23 protein-coding genes and 1 pseudogene are annotated in these 25,394 nt (G+C 52.5%); 7 read left to right on the forward strand and 17 right to left on the reverse strand.

Annotated features, from left to right (window positions below; all coding sequences use genetic code 11):
• Positions 1–478: pseudogene (locus FDW94_RS23690) on the reverse strand (gamma-glutamyl-phosphate reductase); the annotation flags it as partial.
• Positions 479–489: 11 nt separating this feature from the next.
• Positions 490–1,593 (reverse strand): glutamate 5-kinase, encoded by a 1,104-nt coding sequence (gene proB, locus FDW94_RS01140; protein ID WP_003031373.1) that lies wholly within the window; start codon positions 1,591–1,593, stop codon positions 490–492.
• A gap of 289 nt (positions 1,594–1,882) precedes the next feature.
• Here proB and phoE point away from each other — a divergent pair, with 289 nt between their 5' ends.
• Positions 1,883–2,938, forward strand: coding sequence for a phosphoporin PhoE (gene phoE / locus FDW94_RS01145; RefSeq protein ID WP_003830831.1), 1,056 nt, complete (start codon positions 1,883–1,885; stop codon positions 2,936–2,938).
• Between the two features lie 58 nt (positions 2,939–2,996).
• Here phoE and crl read toward each other — a convergent pair whose 3' ends face one another.
• The 3 genes from crl to gpt form a co-directional block, all read right to left on the reverse strand.
• The gene (gene crl, locus FDW94_RS01150; protein ID WP_008783790.1) at positions 2,997–3,398 is read right to left on the reverse strand and encodes a sigma factor-binding protein Crl; all 402 of its coding nucleotides are present in this window, start codon (positions 3,396–3,398) and stop codon (positions 2,997–2,999) included.
• Positions 3,399–3,455: 57 nt separating this feature from the next.
• Positions 3,456–4,700, reverse strand: coding sequence for an esterase FrsA (gene frsA / locus FDW94_RS01155; protein ID WP_079935327.1), 1,245 nt, complete (start codon positions 4,698–4,700; stop codon positions 3,456–3,458).
• A gap of 100 nt (positions 4,701–4,800) precedes the next feature.
• The gene (gene gpt / locus FDW94_RS01160) at positions 4,801–5,259 is read right to left on the reverse strand and encodes a xanthine phosphoribosyltransferase (RefSeq protein ID WP_003031380.1); all 459 of its coding nucleotides are present in this window, start codon (positions 5,257–5,259) and stop codon (positions 4,801–4,803) included.
• 261 nt (positions 5,260–5,520) lie between these two features.
• Between gpt and pepD the strand changes: the two genes are divergently transcribed.
• Positions 5,521–6,978, forward strand: a complete 1,458-nt coding sequence (pepD, locus tag FDW94_RS01165) for a cytosol nonspecific dipeptidase (RefSeq protein WP_008783788.1) — start codon at positions 5,521–5,523, stop codon at positions 6,976–6,978.
• A 151-nt stretch (positions 6,979–7,129) separates the two neighbouring features.
• Here the strand turns inward: pepD and dinB are convergent, their stop codons facing one another.
• Entirely contained in the window at positions 7,130–8,185 is a 1,056-nt protein-coding gene (gene dinB / locus FDW94_RS01170) for a DNA polymerase IV (protein ID WP_003830824.1), read from the reverse strand.
• Positions 8,186–8,516: 331 nt separating this feature from the next.
• Between dinB and dpaA the strand changes: the two genes are divergently transcribed.
• Positions 8,517–9,257: a peptidoglycan meso-diaminopimelic acid protein amidase gene (gene dpaA / locus FDW94_RS01175; RefSeq protein WP_003830823.1), complete on the forward strand. Its 741-nt coding sequence runs from the start codon at positions 8,517–8,519 to the stop codon at positions 9,255–9,257.
• Here dpaA and FDW94_RS01180 read toward each other — a convergent pair.
• On the reverse strand, positions 9,228–9,995 hold the full coding sequence (locus FDW94_RS01180) for a class II glutamine amidotransferase (RefSeq protein ID WP_003031388.1): 768 nt from the start codon (positions 9,993–9,995) through the stop codon (positions 9,228–9,230). The genes dpaA and FDW94_RS01180 overlap by 30 nt on opposite strands.
• Before the next feature lie 111 nt (positions 9,996–10,106).
• The gene (lpcA, locus tag FDW94_RS01185; RefSeq protein ID WP_003031390.1) at positions 10,107–10,688 is read right to left on the reverse strand and encodes a D-sedoheptulose 7-phosphate isomerase; all 582 of its coding nucleotides are present in this window, start codon (positions 10,686–10,688) and stop codon (positions 10,107–10,109) included.
• Positions 10,689–10,927: 239 nt separating this feature from the next.
• Between lpcA and fadE the strand changes: the two genes are divergently transcribed.
• The 3 genes from fadE to FDW94_RS01200 all read left to right on the forward strand — a co-directional run bounded on the left by fadE (position 10,928) and on the right by FDW94_RS01200 (position 14,840).
• Positions 10,928–13,372, forward strand: a complete 2,445-nt coding sequence (gene fadE / locus FDW94_RS01190; protein ID WP_003830821.1) for an acyl-CoA dehydrogenase FadE — start codon at positions 10,928–10,930, stop codon at positions 13,370–13,372.
• Between the two features lie 110 nt (positions 13,373–13,482).
• A complete protein-coding gene (locus tag FDW94_RS01195; protein ID WP_048236083.1) occupies positions 13,483–14,250 on the forward strand; it encodes an amidohydrolase in 768 nt (255 codons plus the stop codon).
• Positions 14,251–14,429: 179 nt separating this feature from the next.
• On the forward strand, positions 14,430–14,840 hold the full coding sequence (locus FDW94_RS01200) for a Spy/CpxP family protein refolding chaperone (RefSeq protein WP_003830819.1): 411 nt from the start codon (positions 14,430–14,432) through the stop codon (positions 14,838–14,840).
• A gap of 15 nt (positions 14,841–14,855) precedes the next feature.
• Here FDW94_RS01200 and FDW94_RS01205 read toward each other — a convergent pair whose 3' ends face one another.
• The 9 genes from FDW94_RS01205 to FDW94_RS01245 all read right to left on the reverse strand — a co-directional run bounded on the left by FDW94_RS01205 (position 14,856) and on the right by FDW94_RS01245 (position 23,959).
• Complete coding sequence (locus tag FDW94_RS01205; protein WP_032942423.1) at positions 14,856–15,575, reverse strand: EAL domain-containing protein; 720 nt, start codon at positions 15,573–15,575, stop codon at positions 14,856–14,858.
• 1 nt (position 15,576) lies between these two features.
• On the reverse strand, positions 15,577–17,244 hold the full coding sequence (locus FDW94_RS01210; protein WP_137377000.1) for an O-antigen ligase family protein: 1,668 nt from the start codon (positions 17,242–17,244) through the stop codon (positions 15,577–15,579).
• A gap of 1 nt (position 17,245) precedes the next feature.
• On the reverse strand, positions 17,246–17,788 hold the full coding sequence (locus FDW94_RS01215; protein ID WP_137377001.1) for a fimbrial protein: 543 nt from the start codon (positions 17,786–17,788) through the stop codon (positions 17,246–17,248).
• A 9-nt stretch (positions 17,789–17,797) separates the two neighbouring features.
• Positions 17,798–18,862, reverse strand: a complete 1,065-nt coding sequence (locus tag FDW94_RS01220; RefSeq protein WP_137377002.1) for a fimbrial protein — start codon at positions 18,860–18,862, stop codon at positions 17,798–17,800.
• A complete protein-coding gene (locus tag FDW94_RS01225) occupies positions 18,859–19,464 on the reverse strand; it encodes a fimbrial protein (RefSeq protein WP_048214874.1) in 606 nt (201 codons plus the stop codon). Before FDW94_RS01225 ends, FDW94_RS01220 begins: the two co-directional genes overlap by 4 nt.
• A gap of 12 nt (positions 19,465–19,476) precedes the next feature.
• A complete protein-coding gene (locus FDW94_RS01230) occupies positions 19,477–20,265 on the reverse strand; it encodes a fimbria/pilus periplasmic chaperone (RefSeq protein WP_003830811.1) in 789 nt (262 codons plus the stop codon).
• A gap of 14 nt (positions 20,266–20,279) precedes the next feature.
• Positions 20,280–22,751 (reverse strand): fimbria/pilus outer membrane usher protein, encoded by a 2,472-nt coding sequence (locus FDW94_RS01235; RefSeq protein ID WP_048214876.1) that lies wholly within the window; start codon positions 22,749–22,751, stop codon positions 20,280–20,282.
• Between the two features lie 41 nt (positions 22,752–22,792).
• The gene (locus FDW94_RS01240; RefSeq protein WP_020996612.1) at positions 22,793–23,341 is read right to left on the reverse strand and encodes a fimbrial protein; all 549 of its coding nucleotides are present in this window, start codon (positions 23,339–23,341) and stop codon (positions 22,793–22,795) included.
• A gap of 69 nt (positions 23,342–23,410) precedes the next feature.
• Positions 23,411–23,959 carry a fimbrial protein gene (locus FDW94_RS01245; RefSeq protein ID WP_003830808.1) on the reverse strand — a complete coding sequence of 183 codons (549 nt, stop codon included), beginning with the start codon at positions 23,957–23,959 and terminating at the stop codon, positions 23,411–23,413.
• A 585-nt stretch (positions 23,960–24,544) separates the two neighbouring features.
• On the opposite strand from FDW94_RS01245, the gene FDW94_RS01250 reads away from it, so the two are divergent.
• Positions 24,545–25,393 (forward strand): winged helix-turn-helix domain-containing protein, encoded by an 849-nt coding sequence (locus FDW94_RS01250; protein WP_249358217.1) that lies wholly within the window; start codon positions 24,545–24,547, stop codon positions 25,391–25,393.
• Position 25,394 lies beyond the last annotated feature (1 nt).

The following is a 25,394-nucleotide window of genomic DNA, read 5'->3' on the forward strand; positions in this document are numbered from 1 at the left end:
GGATAACCGCCACGGTGGCGGCGTTGGTCCGGTAGGTCTCTTTCCCACCGCGCAGAATCACCGCATTGCCGGTTTTCAGGCACAGTGAGGCAACATCAACGGTGACGTTTGGACGCGCTTCATAAATCACGCCAATCACGCCCAGCGGGACGCGACGACGCTCCAGACGCAGACCGCTATCCAGCAGGCCGCCGTCAATCACCTGCCCTACCGGGTCGGCAAGATTACAGACCTGGCGCACATCGTCAGCAATCGCTTTCAGACGCGCCGGCGTCAGCGCCAGGCGGTCGAGCATCGCTTCGCTCAGGCCGTTGGCTCGCGCCTGCTCAACATCTTGTACGTTCGCGCTGAGGATGCTTTCCGTTTGCGCTTCCAGCTCATCAGCAATGGTTTCCAGTACGCGATTTTTTTCGCGACTGGAGAGCAGCGCCAGCTTGTATGACGCGGCTTTGGCAGCAATGCCCATTTGTTCCAGCATATGCCTGTTCCTTAACGGGTGATCATGTCGTCGCGATGGACAGCAACCGGACCGTATTCATAGCCCAGGATGGTGTCGATCTGTTGTGAGTGGTGTCCGGCAATACGGCGCAGCGCGTCACTGTTATAGCGGGTGACGCCGTGGGCAATATCGCGCCCTTCGAGATTGCAGATGCGGATCACTTCACCACGAGAAAAGTTACCTGTCACGCTTTTAATGCCTTTTGGCAGTAATGAGCTGCCGCGTTCCAGAATTGCTGCGGTCGCGCCCTCATCGACGGTAATCTCTCCGGCAGGCGGAGCGCCGAAGATCCAGCGTTTACGGTTCTCCAGCGGAGAGGCTTGAGCATGAAAACGCGTCCCAACGGAAACGCCTTCCATCACGTCGCCAATCACGCCCGGCTTGCTGCCTGCGGCAATAATGGTGTCGATCCCGGCGCGGCACGCGACATCGGCTGCCTGCAGTTTTGTTCCCATGCCGCCGGTTCCCAGACCCGAGACGCTATCCCCGGCAATGGCGCGCAACGCATCATCAATGCCGTGCACGTCTTTAATCAGCTCAGCCTGCGGGTTAGTGCGTGGATCGGCGGTGAACAGCCCCTGCTGATCGGTCAACAGCAGCAGCTTATCGGCTCCAGCCAGAATTGCCGCCAGCGCGGAGAGGTTGTCGTTATCGCCGACTTTAATCTCGGCGGTCGCTACGGCGTCATTCTCATTAATGACAGGAACAATGTTGTTATCCAGCAGCGCGCGGAGCGTATCGCGGGCGTTGAGGAAGCGCTCTCTGTCTTCCATATCTGCACGCGTCAGCAGCATCTGCCCGATATGAATACCGTAAATCGAGAACAGCTGTTCCCACAGTTGAATCAGTCGGCTCTGCCCGACCGCCGCCAACAGCTGTTTCGAAGCTATCGTTGCCGGGAGCTCCGGGTAACCAAGATGCTCACGTCCGGCGGCAATCGCACCAGAGGTAACGATAACAATACGATGCCCTGCGGCATGGAGCTGCGCGCACTGGCGAACCAGTTCTACGATGTGGGCGCGGTTCAGGCGGCGGGATCCGCCCGTTAACACACTGGTGCCAAGTTTTACCACCAGCGTCTGGCTGTCACTCATGATTCTCTGCCATTCAAAATTGGGGAAAATGATATCAAACGAACGTTTTAGCAGGACTGGCCCCGGTTGCCAACAACCAGCGCACAAAGCATGAAATTTTATTGCGCAGGATCAGCAAGCGTAGCGGCAGATTTTGACGCATTTATTACAGAAACAAAAAAACATCCTTTTTTAAAAATATTCTTACTTTGTCATAAAACGTTCATTGCCAGACGTTAAAAACCCTCCTGTCTTTTAACGGGGATCACACCCAGTGAATATTAGCGCGTACTTTTAATCAGGAATGAAAATGAAAAAGAGCACTCTGGCATTAGTGGTGATGGGAATTGTTGCGTCGGCATCCGTACAGGCAGCGGAAGTGTATAACAAGAACGGCAATAAGCTGGATTTGTACGGCAAAGTAAAAGCCATGCATTACATGACGGATTATGACAGCAAAGATGGTGACCAAAGCTATATCCGTTTAGGTTTTAAAGGTGAAACGCAAATTAACGATCAACTAACCGGTTATGGTCGTTGGGAAGCAGAGTTTGCCGGCAATAAAGCTGAAAGCGACTCTAACCAACAAAAAACACGTCTGGCCTTCGCCGGTGTGAAATTAAAAGATTTTGGCTCGTTTGATTATGGTCGTAACCTGGGTGCGCTGTATGACGTGGAAGCCTGGACCGATATGTTCCCGGAATTTGGTGGCGACTCCTCCGCACAGACCGATAACTTTATGACCAAACGCGCCAGCGGTCTGGCAACTTACCGTAACACCGACTTCTTCGGCGTCGTGGATGGCCTGGATCTGACCCTGCAATACCAGGGTAAAAACCAGGATCGCGATGTGAAAAAACAGAACGGCGACGGTTTTGGTACTTCTGTTACCTATGACTTTGGCGGCAGCGATTTCGCGGTGAGCGGCGCTTATACCAACTCCGATCGTACCAACCAGCAGAATCTGCAAACTCGCGGTACGGGTGATAAAGCTGAAGCCTGGGCAACCGGCTTAAAATATGATGCTAACGATATTTATATTGCGACGTTCTATTCTGAAACACGCAATATGACGCCAATTTCCGGCGGTTTCGCCAATAAAACACAGAACTTCGAAGCGGTTGTTCAGTACCAGTTTGACTTTGGTCTGCGTCCGTCACTGGGTTATGTGCTTTCTAAAGGGAAAGATATTGAAGGCGTCGGCAATGAAGACCTGGTGAATTATATCGACGTGGGCGCAACGTATTATTTCAACAAAAATATGTCCGCGTTTGTTGATTATAAAATCAACCAGCTGGATAGCGATAATAAACTGGGCATCAACGATGATGATATCGTTGCTGTCGGTATGGTCTACCAGTTCTGATATAGCATAAAAAAAATGCCGGATGGGGTTGCGCCGCCATCCGGCATTTTACTGTTCATTATGCCGTTAACTTAACCGGTTCATCCTTAAAGTCGTCAGCAGGTTCCAGCGCCAGATTCAGCGTCGTCAACAAGCCACGTAATTTTTCATGGAATTCACGTAAGGTGTATTCCAGTCGCTCTACCACTTCAGTCTCTTTCACCGGCACCGCCGTCCAGTTACCGTCTTTATCAAACAAACCAAACTGATAGCTGTAAGTGAAGCGTTTTTCCTGCGCCTCCAGTTCCATCCACCAGCCCCAGAACTCGCGTTTCTCAGGGGCGGGTTTCACGTTGACGCAAACAGCCAGACAATCGAAAAAAAATCGATTATCTTCGCACTGCCCTTCCCGGATGTACGGGCCAAGCGCGGTGAATTTCTTGATCAATCTACTTTTCGGATGCCCACTCGGTAACGTCATTACGATCTCCTTAGGTGAAGCACCTGTTTTACCAAATCGCTAAAATTTAGCAAACTTTTAACACAATCTCTGATTGATCCAACCGGTTATTTCCTGCAGCCCTTTGTCAAAATTGCGATACACCGGGTTGAAGGGGATCTCCAGTAGCTTACCGTCTGAAGATGAAGATGTGATTAAACGTGACTCTTCTTCCGGGCTAAACGGATCGTTCTTCCAGAATCCCGAGAGCATTGGCGTCGGGCAGCGTCGCCCCAGCAGGCCCTGCACTTTTAATGAATAGCGATTAAGTTCAACGCGCAGCGCTTCATCGGAGGCGTCGTGCATCCCCAGGCGGCTAGCCAGTACATCAAGGTACATTTCCGGGACGCTCGCCTGACGCTGCGGGTCGCTAAGCAGCGCATGAACCACTGGCCCCAGACAGGCCACCGCCTTCAGACGCGATGATTCCAGATACGCCAGACGTACCGCTACGTTAGCGCCAAAGCGGAAACCGAAGGCCGCCACGCGGGTGTGATCCACCCAGGGAACATTAGGCAGCGCTTTTAATACATGCTGATGCAGCAGGCTGGAATCCTGAGTCAGTTTCCATTTTGACGAGAACCCAACCGACGGCATATCCAGCGTCAGCATGGCTATACCCCGTGGGGCAAAATAGCGCTCATACAGGGTGTAGTAATCCGTTTGCATGGAATCGAGACCACCACACATCAGCACCGTCGGGAACGGACCGTCACCTTTTGGCATATGCAGGAATCCAGTGATTGGCGCGCCGCCGGTAACGGCAAATTCCATCTCGCGCAACGTGCCCGGCAGTCGCTGCGCGGCCTCTTCATAGGCGCGATTGGCCAAAGCCTGTGCTTGCTCTGCCAGCTCATCGCCTTTCAGGTGTGGGTAAGCGGCAATGTTGTACAACGTAGACGCATGCAGCCAGTGGCGTCCGCTCACCTGCGGATCCTCTTCCATAGACGCTTTCTGTTGCCAGTCCATCGCCTGCTTCGCCCACTCATAAATCCAGTTCCCACCGCGATAGCCGATAACCGTATCGTAGAGTTCTTTATCTGTACGCTCGGCTTCGCTCATCACGATACGTGCCTGCACCTCAAGGATTTCGCGCGGGTCGACGCCGCGCCAGATCCACATCAGGCGATTCACCATGCGATACCAGTGCGGAATGGTTTTGCCATCCAGGGCAGATTGTACGGACGGCTGCGCGCCGTGATTAAAACGACGAACCAGTGTTGACGTTTCAGGGTGTTTGAAGCGGGGTTTAAACAGGACTTCGCTGAGGTTAGCCTGTGACATGATTGCAGCCTCCATGAGTACTCACTAAGGCATAGTGTAACCTGACACAGCACAAAAAGAACAACGCCCGGCAGTTGCCAGGCGTTGAAAACTTTTTAGATTAGCGACCAGAGATCGGCGGGACGAACACTACGCCCATATCCCACGGCTGCTCAATCCAGGTATCCTGAGGGATATCAACAACATAATCATTCACCAGCGGGCGACCAGCCGGCTTAGCGAAGATAGTGACGAAATGCGCTTTAGGATACATTTCGCGGATCGCAACGGCGGTACCACCGGTGTCAACCAGGTCATCGATTACGATGAAACCTTCACCGTCGCCTTCGGCACGCTTCAGCACTTTCAGTTCGCGCTGGTTGTCGTGATCGTAGCTGGAGATGCATACGGTATCGACATGACGAATACCCAATTCACGCGCCAGCAATGCGCCCGGCACCAGACCACCACGGCTAACGGCAATAATGCCTTTCCATTGTTCAGAAGGCATCAGGCGGCTTGCCAGTTTACGTGCATGGATCTGCAACATGTCCCAGGTGACGACGTATTTTTCGCTCATGTGAAGTGTCCCAGCCTGTTTATCTACGGCTTAAAAAGTGTTCGAGGGGGAAATAGGTTGCGCGAGATTATAGAGATCTGACGCACTAAAAACCAGTGTTTCGCGGAATCCGCGCCTCTTTTTGCATGCTTTATGCTAGCCGTCAGCGGAGAAAGTGGTATTCTCAATCGCATCGCGCAAGCCTGACTTGTGGTGTTTTTAATTCTGCTAACCCCGTGGCCTGCAAGCAAGTTTTGTAGGACATCGCCAAGGAGACTCAACGTGTCTGAACTGTCTCAATTATCCCCGCAACCGCTATGGGATATTTTTGCCAAAATCTGTTCTATTCCTCATCCGTCCTATCATGAAGAGCAGCTCGCTGAACACATTCTGAGCTGGGCCCAAGAGAAAGGTTTCCACGTCGAGCGCGATCAAGTCGGTAATATCCTGATTCGCAAACCCGCTACCGCAGGCATGGAAAACCGCAAGCCGGTCGTTCTGCAGGCGCACCTGGATATGGTCCCGCAGAAAAACAACGACACCGTGCATGACTTCACTAAAGATCCTATCCAGCCTTATATTGACGGCGAATGGGTGAAAGCCCGTGGCACCACGCTGGGTGCGGATAACGGCATCGGTATGGCGTCTGCGCTGGCCGTTCTGGCTGATGACAGCGTAGTACACGGTCCGCTGGAAGTGCTGCTGACCATGACCGAAGAAGCGGGTATGGATGGCGCGTTTGGTCTGCAGGCTAACTGGCTGCAGGCAGATATCCTGATCAACACCGACTCAGAAGAAGAAGGTGAGATCTACATGGGTTGCGCAGGCGGTATCGACTTTACCTCTAACCTGCCGCTGTCCCGTGAAGCAATCCCGGCTGGATTCCAGAGCTTTAAGCTGACGTTAAAAGGCCTGAAAGGCGGTCACTCCGGCGGCGAAATCCACGTGGGTCTCGGTAACGCGAACAAACTGCTGGTACGCTTCCTGGCGGGCCACGCTGAAGAGCTGGATCTGCGTCTGGTTGATTTCAACGGCGGTACGCTGCGTAACGCGATTCCGCGTGAAGCCTTTGCCACCCTCGCCGTGGCTGCAGATAAAGTTGATGCGTTAAAAGCGCTGGTCAACACCTATCAGGAAATCCTGAAAAACGAACTGGAAGCCAAAGAGAAGAACCTGGCTCTGCTGCTGGATGCCGTAACTCAAGACAAAGCCGCGCTGACCGCTCAGTCTCGCGACAGCTTTGTGCGTCTGCTGAACGCCACCCCGAACGGTGTAATCCGCAACTCTGACGTCGCCAAAGGCGTGGTTGAGACCTCTCTGAACGTCGGCGTTGTCACCATGACTGACGACAATGTTGAAATTCACTGCCTGATCCGTTCCCTGATCGACAGCGGTAAAGACTACGTGGTGAGCATGCTGGATTCACTGGGTAAACTGGCTGGCGCGAAAACCCAGGCAAAAGGCGGATACCCAGGCTGGCAGCCGGATGCTAACTCTCCGGTTATGCACCTGGTTCGTGAAACCTATCAGCGTCTGTTCAACAAAACGCCGAATATCCAGATCATCCACGCTGGTCTGGAATGTGGTCTGTTCAAGAAACCGTATCCAGATATGGACATGGTTTCCATCGGGCCAACTATCACCGGTCCGCACTCCCCGGATGAGCAGGTTCATATCGAAAGCGTCGGCCATTACTGGACGCTGCTGACTGAACTGCTGAAGTCTATTCCGGCGAAGTAAGATTCTGCGCTAAATGCCGGATGACGCTACGTTTATCTGGCCTACATGCTGATTTGTAGGCCGGATAAAGTTGTTACGTAGCCATCTGGCCTGCACGCTGGTTTGTAGGCCGGATAAGGCGTTTACGCCGACATCCGGCAATTGTTCTGAGTCACAGCCCCAACAGTAGCTGTCTTTCCATTTGTGGATCCAGCAGCGTGACGTGTAATCCCACCAGCCTGACGCCTCGCCCTCCCCTACGCTCGTCCCAGGTCTTGCGCGCTGTCGTAATTAAGTCATCTTTATTTAAGCGCGGCCAGACGTGCTCCTGCGTAGTCTGCTGAAAATCATTAAACTTGAGTTTTATCCCCTGGCGAGCGATCAGCAGATCCGGCTTTACCTTTGCCAGACGCCGTTCCAGTTCGGGATAGAGCCGTTCAATTATCGCCTCACACTCCGACCACTCGTGAATATCTTCCGCCAGCGTACGCTCCACGCCGACGGATTTACGCAGCCTGTCGTTGTTGACGTCCCGTTCGTCAATCCCTTGACTGCGCTCCCACAGCACGCGACCAAACTTGCCGAAGCGTTTGAGCAGCATTGCCAGGTCGTATTTTTGAACATCTTCGCAGGTACGTAATCCCATTGATTCCAGCTTAGCGGCGGAGACTTTGCCAACGCCGGGAATTTTGCCTAACGGCAATGTTCTGAGAAATTCAGGAACATCGGCAGGGGTAATCACATATTGCCCATTGGGTTTGTTGAGATCGGAAGCTATTTTTGCCAGAAATTTTACCGGCGCAATTCCGGCAGAGGCGGTTAACTGTAACTCGTTAAAAATTGTCTGGCGGATTTCCTGAGCGATCAGCGTAGCTGAGCCGTGGCAGTGGGTGCTGTCGGTCACATCCAGATAGGCTTCATCCAGCGAAAGTGGTTCTATCAGTGAGGTATAGCGGGAGAAAATAGCCTGAATCTGGCGGGAGGCTTCTTTATAGGCCTCGTAACGACCAGGTAATAAAGTGAGATGCGGACACAGCTTTAATGCCATCCCAGTTGGCATTGCGCTACGCACGCCAAATTTGCGCGCCGGGTAATTGGCCGTGCTGATGACCCCCCGACGTTCTCGACTGCCGCCAATAGCAATGGGAATATCACGCAGGGCGGGGTTGTCGCGCATTTCCACCGCCGCGAAAAAGCAGTCCATATCGACATGTATGATTTTACGCATCGTTTGCCTCCCACACCACTGTTTAAGTATACAGTATTTTTATGTTGTGAGAAGTCTGGTTGTACCTAATGCAAGGCCGTTCCTGACCCATTATCCATCCAGCACGATTAAGACCCAATGAAGCGCAGTAACCAGCAAAATACGCCAGTGTCTGACTGCCTTTAAGCGCAATTTTCCGTATAAAGAAAAACTAAAGTGTAAACGCCGCACGAGAGACTTGCGAAAAACTCTCTTGGTGCTAATGTGAGCGCTCCAGATCCAGATTTATCCGATTTGGGGATTCTTTTTGCCGTCCTGGCGTGTGTGATCGTTTTATCAAGGAATAAGCAGTATGCGTAAAATCGCATTTTTTCTTGCGATGCTTTTATTGCCGTGCGTTTCATTTGCCGGCTTGCTGAGCAGCAGCAGCCCGACTACGCCTGTCAGCAAAGAATATAAGCAGCAATTAATGGGCTCCCCCGTTTATATCCAGATCTTCAAAGAAGAGCGAACCTTGGATCTGTACGTCAAGATGGGCGAACAGTATCAGTTGCTCGACAGTTATAAGATCTGCAATTATTCCGGCGGCTTAGGGCCGAAACAGCGTCAGGGTGATTTCAAAAGTCCGGAAGGATTTTACAGCGTACAGCGTGGACAGCTGAAACCGGATAGCCGCTTCTATAAAGCGATTAACATTGGTTTCCCTAACGCCTACGACCGCGCACACGGTTATGAAGGTAAGTACCTGATGATCCACGGTGCCTGTGTTTCCGTCGGCTGCTACGCAATGACCGACAACGGCATTGATGAGATTTTCCAGTTTGTGACAGGTGCTCTGGTGTTCGGGCAGTCCAGCGTACAGGTTAGCATTTACCCGTTCCGCATGACCGATGCCAACATGCAGCGCCATAAGTTCTCGTATTACAAAGATTTCTGGGCCCAGTTAAAGCCGGGATACGATTACTTTGAACAAACACGTAAACCACCGACCGTTTCCGTCGTCGATGGTCGTTACGTCGTCAGCAAGCCGTTGAGTCACGAAGTGGTTCAGCCGCAACTGGCATCAAACTACACGCTCCCCGAGACAAAATAATGCCCACTCGCCTGGCATAATCTTTTGCCAGGTTTCATTGCCGGTTAACGGTTGAGTGGCAATCACGGTGACCACATCATTGGGTGTGGTCTCTGAGCTAAAATCGATTTCCACGTCCTGATCCAGCAATGTCGCCACGCCAAACGGCGCACGACGCGTGATCCAAAACAGGTTGGTCGAACAGAAGGCCATCACATAGCGTCCGTCAGACAACAGCATGTTGAAGACGCCCTTCTCCCGCAGCTCTCCTGCCAGCATTGCGATATATTTAAACACTGCCGTCATATTGCCAGGCGTGCGCGGATAACGCTCCGTCAGCTTGTGGAGCAGCCAGCAGAAAGCTTTTTCGCTGTCGGTTTCCCCGACCGGGCGGAAATTTCCGGTTTCCAGCGATTTATAGCCACTGAGCTGTCCATTATGAGCATAGGTCCAGTTGCGTCCCCACAATTCGCGGGTAAAGGGATGGGTATTTTCCAACGCCACTTCGCCACGGTTCGCCTGACGAATATGGGCAATCACGGAACAGGATTTGATGGGGTAGTCTTGTACCAGTTTGGCGATAGGCGAATTAAAGCTGGGTTGCGGATCTTTAAACGTACGGCAGCCCTTACCTTCATAAAACGTAATACCCCAGCCGTCTTTGTGCGGCCCGGTCCCTCCGCCGCGCTGAACCAGCCCGGTGAAGCTAAAGCAGATATCGGTTGGCACATTGGCGCTCATCCCGAGCAGTTCGCACATACATCACCTACCTTAAAACCGTGAACTGCCTGATGGCGCTGCGCTTATCAGGCCTACGTGGCGCTCATGTAGGCCGGATAAGGCTTCAGCCACCATCCGGCAATCGTCTTCTTATGGTTTAACCATCTCTTTTTCGATCAGTTGGATCAGGATATGGATCACTTTGATATGAATTTCCTGAATACGGTCAGCGTAGCCAAAGTGCGGCACGCGAATTTCGATATCCGCGCTACCCGCCATTTTTCCGCCATCTTTACCGGTCAGGGTGATCACTTTCATCCCTTTCTCACGCGCTGCGGCAATCGCTTTAATTACGTTACCGGAATTACCCGAAGTCGAGATGCCTAGCAGGACATCACCTTCACGACCCACGGCTTCTACGTAGCGAGAGAACACATAATCGTAACCAAAATCGTTGCTGACGCAGGAGATATGGCTGACGTCAGAGATAGCGATAGCAGGGTAACCAGGACGGTTTTCACGATAGCGTCCGGTCAGCTCTTCGGCAAAGTGCATCGCGTCGCAATGGGAACCGCCGTTACCGCAAGAAAGCACCTTACCGCCCGCTTTAAAGCTGTCTGCCAACAGGACCGCCGCGCGCTGAATGGCGTGAATATTGGCGTCATCTTTAAGAAAATTAGCCAGCGTTTCCGCCGCTTCGCTCAGTTCGTTACGAATAAGATCCTGGTACATGAGGATATCCTTCAGCATGAATGTAAATGACAAGACGCAGTGTACCGGATAGCGCTACCAGCGAGAAGTACAAGCCACAGGAATGGCTGTCGCTTTTGATTTTTTGTGCCGGTTAAAACAGCAACAATGTGAGCTTTGTTGTAATTATTTTGTAAACACATTGCTAAAAGAATTTACATCCACTACAAACATATCATCACAAGTGGTCAGACCTCCTACAAGCAAGGGAGCTTTTCGTTATGATGATTTTGAGTATTATCGCTACGGTTGTTCTGCTCAGCGTTCTGTTTTATCACCGCGTGAGCTTATTCCTCAGCAGCTTAATTTTGCTCGCCTGGACGGCTGCGCTTGGCGTGGCTGGCCTGTGGTCAGTCTGGCTGCTGGTTCCTCTGGCCATTATCCTCGTGCCGTTTAACTTTACGCCGATGCGCAAATCCATGATCTCTGCGCCGGTGTTCCGCGGCTTCCGTAAAGTCATGCCACCGATGTCGCGTACTGAGAAAGAAGCGATTGATGCGGGTACAACCTGGTGGGAAGGTGATCTGTTCCAGGGCAAGCCTGACTGGAAAAAACTGCATAACTATCCTCAACCGCATCTGACCGCTGAAGAACAGGCGTTTATTGATGGTCCAGTGGAAGAAGCGTGCCGCATGGCGAACGACTTCCAGATCACTCACGAACTCGCGGATCTGCCGCCGGAACTGTGGGCATATCTGAAAGAACACCGCTTCTTCGCGATGATCATTAAGAAAGAGTACGGCGGGCTGGAATTCTCAGCATATGCTCAGGCTCGCGTTCTGCAGAAACTCTCCGGCGTTTCCGGGATCCTGGCGATCACCGTTGGCGTACCTAACTCATTAGGCCCAGGCGAACTGCTGCAACATTACGGCACCGAAGAGCAGAAAAATCATTACCTGCCGCGTCTGGCTCGCGGTCAGGAGATCCCATGCTTTGCTCTGACCAGCCCGGAAGCAGGCTCCGACGCAGGGGCGATCCCTGATACCGGCGTGGTTTGTATGGGCGACTGGCAGGGCCAACAGGTGCTGGGTATGCGCCTGACCTGGAACAAACGTTATATTACGCTGGCCCCTATCGCCACGGTACTGGGTCTGGCATTTAAACTCTCTGATCCGGAAAAACTGCTGGGTGGTGAAGAAGATCTCGGTATTACCTGTGCGCTGATCCCAACCTCAACGCCGGGTGTACAAATTGGGCGTCGTCACTTCCCGCTGAACGTGCCGTTCCAGAACGGTCCGACCCTCGGTAAAGATGTGTTTGTACCGATTGATTACATCATCGGTGGTCCGAAAATGGCCGGTCAGGGCTGGCGCATGCTGGTGGAATGTCTGTCTGTGGGACGTGGCATTACCCTGCCGTCTAACTCGACGGGCGGCGTGAAATCGGTCGCAATGGCCACCGGCGCTTATGCGCACATTCGTCGCCAGTTCAAAATCTCCATCGGCAAGATGGAAGGTATTGAAGAGCCGTTGGCACGTATTGCCGGTAACGCCTACGTGATGGACGCTGCGGCATCACTGATTACCTACGGCATTATGCTGGGTGAAAAACCGGCGGTGCTGTCGGCTATCGTGAAATATCACTGTACCCACCGCGGGCAGCAGTCAATCATCGATGCGATGGATATCACTGGCGGTAAAGGCATTATGCTTGGCGAAAGCAACTTCCTCGCCCGCGCTTATCAAGGTGCGCCAATCGCCATTACCGTTGAAGGTGCCAACATTCTGACCCGTAGCATGATGATCTTCGGTCAGGGTGCGATTCGCTGCCATCCGTATGTTCTGGAAGAGATGGCTGCGGCGCAGAGTAACGATGTGAATGCGTTCGACAAGCTGCTGTTCAAACACATCGGTCACGTTGGCAGTAACAAAGTGCGCAGCTTCTGGCTTGGCCTGACACGTGGCTTAACCAGCAGCACGCCAACCGGTGATGCGACCAAACGTTACTATCAGCACCTGAACCGCTTGAGCGCCAACCTGGCCCTGCTTTCAGATGTGTCCATGGCCGTACTGGGCGGTAGCCTGAAGCGCCGCGAACGTATCTCCGCGCGTCTGGGCGATGTGTTAAGTCAGCTGTATCTGGCCTCTGCGGTACTGAAACGTTATGACGATGAAGGCCGTAATGAAGCGGACCTGCCGTTGGTTCACTGGGGCGTTCAGGATGCGTTGTACAAAGCGGAACAGGCGATGGACGATCTGCTGAAAAACTTCCCGAACCGTCTGGTCGCGGGCTTGCTGAACGTGGTTATCTTCCCGACCGGTCGCCACTACGACGCACCATCTGACAAGCTGGACCATAAAGTCGCGAAGATTTTGCAGGTTCCGAGTGCTACTCGTTCTCGTATTGGTCGCGGTCAATATCTGACGCCAAGCGAGCATAACCCGGTTGGTTTGCTGGAAGAGGCGCTGCTGGATGTCATTGCAGCCGACCCTATCCACCAGCGGATCTGTAAAGAGTTGGGTAAAAACCTGCCATTTACCCGTCTCGACGAACTGGCGCACAATGCGCTGGCGAAAGGGCTGATTGATAAAGATGAAGCCGCGATTCTGGTGAAAGCCGAAGCGAGCCGCCTGCGCAGTATCAACGTGGATGACTTTGAACCCGAGGAGCTGGCGACTCAGCCGGTAAAGCTGCCAGAGAAAGTGCGTAAAGTCGAAGCCGCATAACGATATACGCACAACGTTTAGCCCCGCTTAATGCGGGGCTTTTTATTGCCACATTTTCATTAATGCTCATGCTACAGTGTCAAAATGTTGTTCAACGAGGAGCCTCGATCGTGCCTGGTTTGAAAATTACTCTGCTGCAACAACCCTTGATCTGGATGGATGGCCCGGCCAACCTGCGCCATTTTGACCGACAACTGGAAACCGTCGCCGGACGTGATGTCATCGTGTTGCCCGAGATGTTTACCAGCGGATTTGCCATGGAAGCGGCAAATAAATCGTTGCCGCAAGAAGAAGTCGTAAGCTGGATGCGCGCCAAGGCGCAACAGACCAACGCCCTGATCGCGGGCAGCGCTGCTATCCAGTCTGAACGCGGCCCGGTAAACCGCTTTTTTCTGGTTGAGCCCGAAGGTAATGTGCATTTCTACGACAAGCGCCATCTGTTCCGCATGGCGGACGAGCATCAGCATTACCATGCAGGTGACGCGCGCGTTATTGTTGAATGGCGCGGCTGGCGCATTCTGCCGTTGGTCTGTTATGACCTGCGTTTTCCGGTCTGGTCGCGTAATCGCAACGATTACGACCTGGCGTTGTATGTTGCCAATTGGCCTGCGCCGCGTTCGCTGCACTGGCAGCTTCTGCTTGCCGCACGGGCGATTGAGAACCAAGCTTATGTAGCAGGATGTAACCGCGTGGGCACAGACGGTAACGGCCACCATTATCGCGGTGACAGCCGGGTGATTAATCCGCAGGGTGAGATTATTGCCACCGCCGAGCCGCATCAGGCCACACGCATTGACGCCGAACTGTCACTCTCAGCGCTGCGCGAGTATCGCGAGAAGTTTCCCGCCTGGCAGGACGCCGACCCGTTCACGCTATAACTATCGCCTTCACTCCCGCTGCACTACGTTTCTTGTGGCGGGATTGTTTCACTCCGTAACCAACCGCAAAACAAATTCGCGTGGCGACATGCGGTGAGCATCGTATTCTGCAAAGGATAATCACTCGTAACCAGCGAGTGGCAGACAATGTCGATAATTTCCTTATCAGGATTTCAATAATGAAGAACTTCTTACGCATGACTTTGCTGGCGGCTACCTTAGCGGGCGCTTCTTTTAGTACGCTTGCAGCAAACGTATCCAATGTTCCTGCTCCAGCTCAGGACCCGGTCGTTCAGCATCTTAAGCTGACCAACGACCAGGTGGCGCAGATTAAAAAACTGCACCAGCAGCTTGAAACCAACGTAAGCCAGATTTCGGTGAAAGATGTTAAAGACGGCGCGTTGATTGACGTCATCAAGTCCGGGAAATGGGATGAAGCTGCCGTTCAGAAACAGCTTTCTGCGTTCAGCAACATCGAACAGCAGGCGCGTTATTATCGCGTAAAATACTATTTTGACCTGAACAAAGTGCTGACCCCAGAACAGCGCCAGCAGGTGCAAAAAGATATCGCACAGACGCTGAGCGAGTAATTGTCAGAGCCTGAGTCAGCAATGATTCAGGCTTTTCGGTAAAATTTCCTGCTCAAACAGAAAGCCCTGTACAGCATCTGCGCCGCTCATACGGCAAATGGCATAATCCTGTGGCGTTTCTACTCCCTCAATGACAACCCGCTCACCCAGCCCACGAAATTGATTGACCAGAACCCTCAACTGCCACTCCGATGTTCTGAACTGATGAAACATTCCACTTTCAATTTTGATGGCATCGAAACGGATGCCCGACAGCCGCCAGACAAAAAATAGCTCAGGCGAAACATCATCCAGCCACACGCGAAACCCGTGACGCACCAGCGTTTTTACGGCAATGCATACGGCCTGCTGCTCTGCCTTATCCAGGCGCATCATGGAGCCCGGATCCTGAATTTCAATAACAATCCTCCCCTGATGCACCTGCTTTGTGAGACGTGTGATCCATGACAGACTGGTCAGCATCCTGACGGATAAATTCAGCGAATAGCTTCCAGAGAGGGCCAGCACCCGCTGCATTTGCCATAGAAAAAGCTGCTGTTTTGCCGCAATGGAAAGGTGCTTGAAAAACAAATCCAGTGGGAGCGGTGTGCGTACCTGGCTTAACACCTCACAGACATCCAGCGATGCGTCATCAAAAAAATGAATGCGCTGCAAACGGATCCCGGTGATCCGCAGCAGTTCGGCGTTGCGGGGAAGTTCTGGCACATAACGGGCCTGTTCACTGAATCTGTTCATATCATTCCATTATTTTATTAAAAGGACGTCGTGCATCCTGCAGCCACGGGATACGGCGATCGTTCGGGTATATCAGGCAAAAGCGCGTCGCCAGACGATGCGCCTCGACCAGGTCGCGCTGTTGCAACGCCAGTAAGATTTGCGTGAAGGAGACATTAGGGTCTGGGTGAACGCGCACATAATCAGGTGCCCAGCGGCGAACCGCTTCCAGCCAACGTGCGTCCCGGGTACGCTGATACCGTTGTAGATATCCCATCTGGACATCAAACCGATAGCGACTTGTAAGAAGCCAGCCTCCTACAGGGAGCGGTTCGGCAAGATGCCACTGCGTTGACTGCCTCTCCGCCAGCGTCAATTGCTGTTGCGTGTGCAGCGTGAGAAGCAGCAATGGCGCGACAGTCAGTAACGAGATAAACCCTGCCGCGCGAATCAGCGACGTTGACGTAAGCGCCAGGCGTATTCCCGTTCGCGCGCTGTCTGCACATCGAAGCAGCAGGATCAACAGCAGCCAGTGTGGCGTTGACTGCCTGACGGGGTATTCCGTCAACATATGAATAACCACCGGCAGTGCCGCCACCAGGCAGGCACGACGCCAGCAATTACCGTGCAGCCAGAGCCATAAACCTCCCGCTATAAAACAGAGTGCCCCCGCCAGCCCAACCAGACCACCCTCCACCAACCACAGCACCAGTTCGTTGTGCGGATGCGAAATGCTGCCCAGCCCCAATGGCCCCGCACATTCGAGAAATACGGCAGCAAAACTGCCCACGCCCCACCCCATCCACGGGCGTTCGGCAAATAATGCCAGCGACGTTTTCAACACCGTCCAGCGCACTTGAGAAGTCGTCAGATGATCGACCGTGACCACGGACAAAAAATGGCGAGCGGCTGCGCCTGTCGCCATACCTAACGCTAACGGCAGGAGAAGTAGCAGCAGCGTACGGCGCTGCGCCGGGAAAACCAGCAGCAGCAGCACTTCACCGACGACCAGAGACAGGTAGCCGGTTTGCGACTGAGATTCATGCAGCACAAATCCCATCATTATCAGGCCTATCCCAATGGCAATTCGATACCCGCGGTGCAGACGTAAAAAGAGCGGCGCTGACAGCAGCACACCGCATGCCGTGAAGCTGGCCATCAGGTTGACCTGCTGAAATATCCCGTAGGGTCGCGTACCGCGCCGCCAGGCAAACTCCCAGTATTCAACGCCCGGCAAATGCCAGTACTGATAGACAAACGCCAGACATTCAATGACGCACGCTCCCCATAGCAGAGCCAGCAGTGCCGTTAGGGTGTTTGCCGTGAGCGGAATTTGTAATGTGACCAGATAGACGCTCACACCGCCCAGTAACGCCCCCGCCACCAGCAGTGCCTCGGCCTGCCAGACATCAGGCGTTAGCAGGCAAAGCAACGTCAGGATGAACGCCCCGACTGTAAAACCCGCAGCGGGCACAGTGATGCGCCAGCGTTGACGAGGCACCAGCATCAATACGCTTGCAGACAGTACAACAGCGTAGATCCAGCTCGTAATATTAAGCGGCAACGACAGACCGCTGCCGCCGTTGTTCGGCCAGTAGAGATGCATGACTCCACACCAGAAAAACAGACTAATACCGAGCAATAATTTCTGCGCAGGCAGCGGCGCAATGCGATTCAGTACGTTCATCATGCTACTGGTAGTTCAACGTCCAGGTCCCGCTGGCGCTGAACGGACCGTATTCGAGAGACTGATTTTTTATCGCCGATGGCTCCGCTGCGACCCACGCCAAGAAATTCAGCTTCATCGAACCTTCTGTTATCTCTTTGACTGACGTGCTCTCATCAAGGCGGATTGCCGTGCCGTCCTCTTCGCTCATCCCAATCCCGATCCCTGACGCACCGCCTTGTTCACTGCTATCCAGCGCCAGATGATCGGTCAGCTCCGCATCCTCACGACCGCTGAAGGTAACCGAGATCCCACGGAAAACCTCCGGGTTGCAGTCGCGTAACTGGATGCTGAATTTTTCCGGCTTACTGCGCCCCGAGAGATAGAGATCCTGTGTCGCGATTTGCTTGAAATCGACCTCGATTTTGTCGCCTCCCGGTGCAAGGCTGCAGGCCAGGGCTCTGATGGTGCCGTGAAAATACATATCGCCGCCGACCAGTTTGGTGTCGGCCTGCGCCATGCCACCTAGCAGTAACATACTGGTCGCGAATAACGCCGAGAATCTCATGACATCCCCCTACTGAAACTGCGCGACAACGGTGGCAGAGGCTTCAAATTCACCTTCTTTCACGCTTCCCACGCCCGGCTTTGCCACTGGCGCGGCGGTGAGATTCCAGTCGCCCTGATTCTGGTAAAATCCCTTCACGTTGTAGAATTGATTGGGCACGACGGTGCCACCACTCTCGTCTTTAAGCATAATGCCGAGATCGTCGCGCTTTTGTCCGCCGCTCAGCGTGCCAAGGAGATTACCGTTAAACCCCGCCGTGCCTGACGCCGTGGTCGTTTGTATACCAAGATTAATGTTCAGCGCGCCCTGATCGAAACTCCCGCCTTCACAGACCACATGTATAGGGACTGACTTGCTGTAGTTAGTGCCGTTGAGCCGGGCAGCGGATCCAGGCAGATCGCCAAACTCAATGCTGATTTGGTCTCCCCGGTTGAAGGTGCATTTGTCCGGGACGGTAATTAGCCCGGATTTAATCACCACGCGAGAAATCGCCGTGGTTGGCGTAGGTCCCGCGCTTCCCATGCGCCCGGCCACCTCCACCAGCGACTGGGAAGTGATATTGATGCCATTGATAATGGGTTTAGTGACAATAAACGTCACTTTCCCTTTTGAACCACTTTCAACGTTAGTCGCTCGCGTGTAGCCCTGACGCTTTTTACAGCTGTTGTTGCTGTTGCGGTTTGAAACGTTGGTAAAAGGCGCCTGCACATATTTTTTATAGCCCCCGGCAACCCACACCTGAACTTCCACATCCAGATACTCGTTTAGCCGAAAACGGTTCGCCCCCTGATTTGAAGGCGGCATCGTGGTTGTGGTGGTGTAGTAAATTGGTGCTCGGGAGATGTCAGCCTGTTCGCAATAGAAATTCACCACATACCAGCCGCCCAGATTCCATGGGAACGGCTCCGTTCTGCCACCCACGTGGTTTTTACTGACATCCAGCGAGCTCAGTTCAATATCGTACTGATGCGGCGACCCACCTTCCGGCTCACCTTCTCCCTGTGTAAATGCCTGCCCGGCCAACGGACAACCTGCCAGCACCAACCACAACAGCGTTTTACGTAATACGCTCATAGATACTCCAGCTTAAGTCTGACCAGACCGTTAAATTCTCCGGCGGTCACCTCTCGCCCAAAAGATTCCAGCGCGGCAAGAAAATGAATGGCGTTATCGCCCGGTTTGAGGATCCACATGCGTTGCGGTTGGTTCAGGTGGATTAACTGATTACGTTCAGTCAGTAGCCGGATGCCCGCGCCGCGAACATCGCCACGAATGCGCCCCAAATCGCTGTTTTCCGGTGCGCCTTCAGCCATTAGCGTCATCGAAACACCACGCTCCACCGTGCTGTGCGCCAGCTCAGGCATCTCACTGGTCTGCCCTGGGAAATCCCTTAAGGTATGACCGGAGCCCTTTAAACAGCCATTCAGATACAGCGTGACCAATACCGGATCGCTGCGATCGCCGCCCTGGCGAAATCGGCTGGCGGAAATATCACCAAGATCGATAGTCTGATCGCGGGAGGCCATATCCAGCACGCACGGCGAAACGAACACCCGACCATGAAAGCGGACGTTGCCATACTCGCCGGACACGTTGCTCATATCCTGGCGACCGCTTGTGGCCTGAACCGAGCAGGCCATGCCCGCCATCAGCAGAGCGCAAAGCATCTTTTTCATTTACGAATCCTGTTACCGGGGCTGTTGCTCCATCGGCAATGCTTTACACACATTGCCTGTGCAGCTGAATTTCAATTCGGGATGACCGCCAAAATCGTTCACATACATCATGCTGAACTGGCTAACGCTGCCGTCGGCCACGCTGAAATCGAGAGAGGACTTTGGTGAAACCATAATCCCAGGGAAGTCAGTCAGCCTGTCGCCGCCCTGCGCTTCAGGCTTGCGGCTTAAGCCGATTAAGGTAACGAAGTACGGCGTTGGGTTATCCACACTCCAGCGCTGCCCCTGCTTATGAAAGACCAGTTGGTTTTGCCACACGGCGCCCGGTGTTTCCGGCACGATGGCGGTCGGACGGTAGAACAGTTTGATGCGCGACTGCATCGCCAGTTGCAGTACGTTCGGCTTATCCGGCTTGGGCGGAATTTCACGCACATTCAGGTAGAACAGACTTTCGCGATCCTGCGGCAGAGCGTTAATACCGCTGGTTTTTGTCACACGCGCAATGCCCTTTTGCCCGCCGTTAATCCGTTGCAGCGGCGGTAAAACCATCAACGGCGAGGTAATTTTTGTTCCATTAGCGTCTTCCACCCACGACTGAGCCAGAAACGGAATGCTCGGACTGGTGTTGGTTAAGTTCGCGCTGACAGATCGCGCATCACCGGTGATGATCAGACGGGTACGGTCAAGTGCAATACCCGCCCATGAGGCGTTGATCTCTGCAATAAAAAGCAGACCGCAGACCACGGGTTTGAGCCAACGCTGCACGGAGTAAAATGCTTGATTTTTCATGACAAAATTCATTCAGGTTATTGATATTATTCACAAGGCAACAGCACGTTACCTTCCGGGTTGATTTGTTGCGGCACCTGTAAGTGACACTGCGCGCGACCGCCCCAGGCAACAGAAAGACGCTCGGCTGGATTCACACCCGCAATCCAGGCCATGCCGTTTTCCATCACCATGGCGACGCTGACACCGTTGGCGTTAAACACTTCGGCACCAAACGGCGGTACCGAACCATCTTTCAGGCGCAGCAGCGCCATCATTTTTTGCCCCTGCGCCACAGCGAAGCGCTGATAACCAATCGCGCCTTCCGTCAGGGTGTTGGTGACGATGGCTTTGGTCGCGGAAATGTCCTCGTCCATTGCGTCCACATCGATACGGGTATCAAAGCTGTGATAGCTGACGACGTCCGGTACGACGGCAATACCGAAGCGGTTTGAGTGCGCCTGTTCGCCGTTCAGCGGTACATTCGCCACACCGTCGGTATCAACCATCACCCTGGCGGTATTCATCGACGCCTGGCTGTTGTGTAGCGCCGCGCCATGACGCGTTGCGGTAAAGCCGCCGCGCATCGTGCCGCCAACGGAGAAATAGCGTGATTGCTGCCAGCTGACGTTAGATTCCAGTTCCGCCATCATGCTGCGATGCTTGTAGTAGCCATCAAACGCGGTGTGCCCTTCACCGGAAACCCCTGCGCGCAGTCGCCATGGATTGTTACGGTCGCGGTTATCGGAATACGAAACCATCTGACTGGTCTGGCTGCCGCTGTTTTGCACTTCATAATCCATTGAGCGGCCATCGCTCCATGGCACCGAAATGGACAGCGAAAGGCTGTCGTCCCGTTTGCCCTGATACTCAGAGCGGTAAGCGGCAAGGTTGGCGCTGATCCCCTGAATGCCTGCGAACGAAAAGCTGTGCCCCATCGACATCCCGTAACGATCCTGAGAGCCACGATCCCAGTAATTCTGGTGGGTATAGGTCAGGTACAGCGTGGTCGCTAATTGCGGGTCGTCAGCAAAAAAGGTCTTGTTACCGGTGATGGTGTACATCTCTTTTTCGTTGCCGGCGCTGTTGTTATTTTCATACTGCTCGTCGAGGAACTGCGAGAAGGTGCGGAAGTTACGCTGTGAAAAACGGTAACCGGCAAAGGTGATGGCGCTGTTGTATTCATCAAAGGTTTTGGCGTAGCTGAGCTTAAAGGACATCCCTTTTTGTTCAGCCTGATGCTTCACTCGGCTCACGGATTGCGTCGCATCAGCCGACAGCGCGCCCAGCCAGCTCAAATCCCGCCCAATCCCCATCGACCAGGCGTTATAGCGATCGCCAGTGAGTAACGCGCCACCGTACAGTGACCACGCATTGCTGACCCCCCATGAAAAATCACCGCTATAAAATGCAGGTCCCTGGACGTCGTGGTTATAACGCGATGGCTTACCGACGGCGGCGTTATAACGAACATAGCCCGGGCGCGTCAGGTAAGGGATATCGGCCGTATTGACCTGAAAGGTTTGTACACTGCCATCCTGCTCTTCGACGCGAACATCCAGCGTGCCGCGTACCGAACCGTGTAGATCCTGAATATTAAATGGCCCTGCTGGAACAGTGGTTTGATAGATAACACGCCCCTGCTGACTGACGGTGACCTTCGCATTACTGCGGGCGATGCCGTGCACTTCGGGCGCGTAGCCCTGCAAATTCGGTGGTAGCATGCGCTCGTCGCTGGCAAGGTTAGCCCCGGTAAATCGCACTGAATCAAACACCTGGGAATTCAGATATATTTCACCGACCGTCAGTTTTGCAGCCTGCATAGGTAACGGGCGATAGGCATAGATCTGATCCCAGTCGATACGCCCACGATTTTCATCCGAAGCATAATTGGCCTGATACTGACCACGAAAGCGCCACGCGCCGAGGTTAAAGCCCGTCTGTCCATAACCAGACAGTGAGCGGTAATGATCGCCACCTTGTTCGTAATGTGTGGCCTGGCCCGAAACGCTGTAGTCGAAAATCAGTCCCGCGACGCCGTTATCCCAGCGCTCCGGCGGCGTCCAGTCTGGATCGGTATATTTCATCCATGCCTGAGGCACGGTAATGTCCAGTACGCCTGCGCTATTATTCAGCACCACACCCGGCAGGCGGGAAATGTCATAGCAGGTCGCGCTAATCGGATGAATATAGGTCAGCGCCTCTTCTTTGAGCGCCAGTAATTCGAGCTGTTGCGGCGTCAGGCACGCCATGGATTTATGCGAGTTGGCAGGATCAACGATATAACGGATCGACTGCTGAGGGATCTCCTGGCTGTTAATACGAACATCCAGCAGATATTCTCCGGGAGTCACAAAGTTGCCTTCGGAAAAACGCTGTAAATCGACATTTTGTCTGTCACTGGCATCCAGGACGTCAGTATTAAATTCAATAGACTCATCCGCTTCAGCCCATGAAGAGGCACAGACCAGAGCAATTAAAAGCGCCAGACGTTTTTTATCTGTTTTCAGCGTGATCATTTTCGTTCGCAAACCTTCAGATACCCGAATTGCTGTGCAGCTCAGAGATAATTCACAACAAAATGCGTGACTGCAGTAAATTCACCAGACGTCATTCTTCCGTCGCGGGAGATCAAATAAGCCGTAAAATTGAGCGTGTTTTTCCCTGGGTTAAGCGCATAATCCGGTGATGGCTCACCCAAATGAATTTGCTTGCCTTTGCCGTCATATATTTCTATCGCTAAATTTTCAGTTTCCGATTGCACGCTCAGATAATCAGGATTGTCACTATCCGGTGCGCCGGAAAAGGTAATATTGGCGCGTTGGAACAGATTCCCGGGGTGTTGAGAATCCCCTAATGAACATCCCAGCAAATGAATGCTGAAATCATGCGCAGATACTTTTTCAGGTTTTCCGGAAATATCTCTGGCTGAGAGGTCATCAAATTCAACCAGCAGCGACCGGTCGCGTGGATCGACATAACAGGCAGCCTCAATAATATTTCCCCGCATGCGCATTTTGCCGGGCGTACTGACAAGACGATGGGTGTCAGCCAAAACCCATGCAGGCGATATGAAGATAAAAAGCAGTAAAATACGCCATCCAGGCATCACCGCATTTCCTTTCAGTTATTCGCAGGAAGGGTTAAGCAGGCGCATAATTGCGCCCGCAGCAGATCGTTACTGATAATCGATCTGGAAATTAACGGTAGATTCGAAGTCACCCGGGGTTACTGCTGCGGATGCATTGTTGGCCTGCAGATAAGCAACGAAATCAATGTCGGTTTCGCCATCGGTAATGTTGACCTGAGATGCGGCTTCGCCCCATTTCACGTCCTGGTTACCACTGTCAATCATACCGATGCCCGCGCCCTTTGCTGTACCCGAGGTAAATGCAGCCAGCGCATTGTTGTCGGTATCAATCGTTGCCGGGGTGTAGGTTACTGTGGCGGTTTTCGCAACAGTTGTATCGCAGCCCTGCAGAACGATTTTGGCATGCTTAACACCAGCACGTTGGTTGTCTTTTAACTGAGAAGTTGGGATCTCACCAAAATTAACCTGCACCGGGCTGGATTCTGGGGCCAGACCGCATGCGGAATTAACCAGAGAACCAGTGAAGTGAATTTTACCGTTAGTCGGTTCAACATTTTTTGCAGCGAAAGCAGAAGATGCAGTAAAAGTCATTCCCGCCATCAGCGCACAAGCCACAGCCACGTTTTTCATTTTCATATTACTACTTAACCTTATATCTGTTTTTTGGTTATTCCGACGATCTATTTCCACAGACAATTTATGCAAGGGAAACCCTGATCTGCAGGTGGCGGAAGTGCATTTCCTTGCAAACAATCCATCTCAAGCCACCCTGTATTTTGAACTTCATTGGTATTCCATCCGAAATACCGCCCACAGTTGTTTACGCTGTTTCGGGGCTTATATTAAGTCGACGAAAAAATGACACAATGCAAAAATCCGGTATTAATCAAACTCAGGGAATCGTGTTGTAACACTGTCTGTAGAGCGATCGTTTACCTAAAAAATAGCCAAAAAACACGCCGACACCAGTGTTAATGTCTATTATTTATAATTTTTATAGAGTTTTTATCTATCAACTATTTTTTTATTTAGCCAGAAGAACAGGCAAAATGTATTTATGAATGTTTTGTAAAAATGAAATTGGGCATCAAAAGCGAGTAATGACAATAAGATAGTGAAAGAGAGGAAGGAGATTGGAGGATTCTATTAGATATATTAAGAGATTGTTATATAAATATTAATAAAGCGATCTATGGTGCAATCATTTTTTATAAATGAATTATGTTATGCTATTGCTTCCCCCACTCGAATGCGAGATATCCTGCTTTAAAGGAGACATCAGTGATTTCTCATATACCAATAAACAAAATTAAATCCGTAATTATTGGTGAAGGCTTAGTTTTCAGACCACATAAAAATACCCTAAAAGACCTGGCATCTGGTGAAATGGCCACATTGAATAATGTGGCAACACAATTACTGCTCTATCTGTTGCAAAATGGTAAAGAGATATCCTCGCGCGATGAAATTCTGCGGAATGTTTTCCAGCATAATGGCGCCAGAGCGACGGATGCTAATCTCAATCAGCACATTTCATTTCTGCGCAAAGCAATAACGTCTACGGGCCATCCTGCAGAACTGATCGTCACCATTCCGCGAATAGGATTTCGGATGAGCGACGCCAGTATCAATATTCAGCAACTGGAGGAATCGCAAGCGCCCACCAGAATAGTCAATGTTGCATTGACGCCCGGGAAAAAGAAACGAAACCTGTGGCCTGTCACGATAACAACGTTAATTACCGGCATCGCCGTGCTGGCGACAGCGTGGTTAACATGGATACCCAATGAAATCGCGATGACGGACGCGGCGATCCTGCGGACTATCGACTACGAGCAATGCCGTGTGCATATATTAGGAAACGCCCTCACCGACACCATAACCGAAAAAAAAGCGCTGGATATTTTCAAGTCCGTGGGTATTAACCCCAACTGTTCGTACCCAAAAGATCTGTATCTCAATACCTGGGCGAGCAACCATAATCTGGTTGAGTGGTCGTTTGCCGCTGAATGCGGGCTAAACCTCGGTTATTACCATTGCATCAGCCAGTATCGCCATCATGAGGAATGAT

It is taken from the genome of Citrobacter sp. wls757 (assembly GCF_005280935.1).
GTDB lineage: Bacteria > Pseudomonadota > Gammaproteobacteria > Enterobacterales > Enterobacteriaceae > Citrobacter > Citrobacter portucalensis.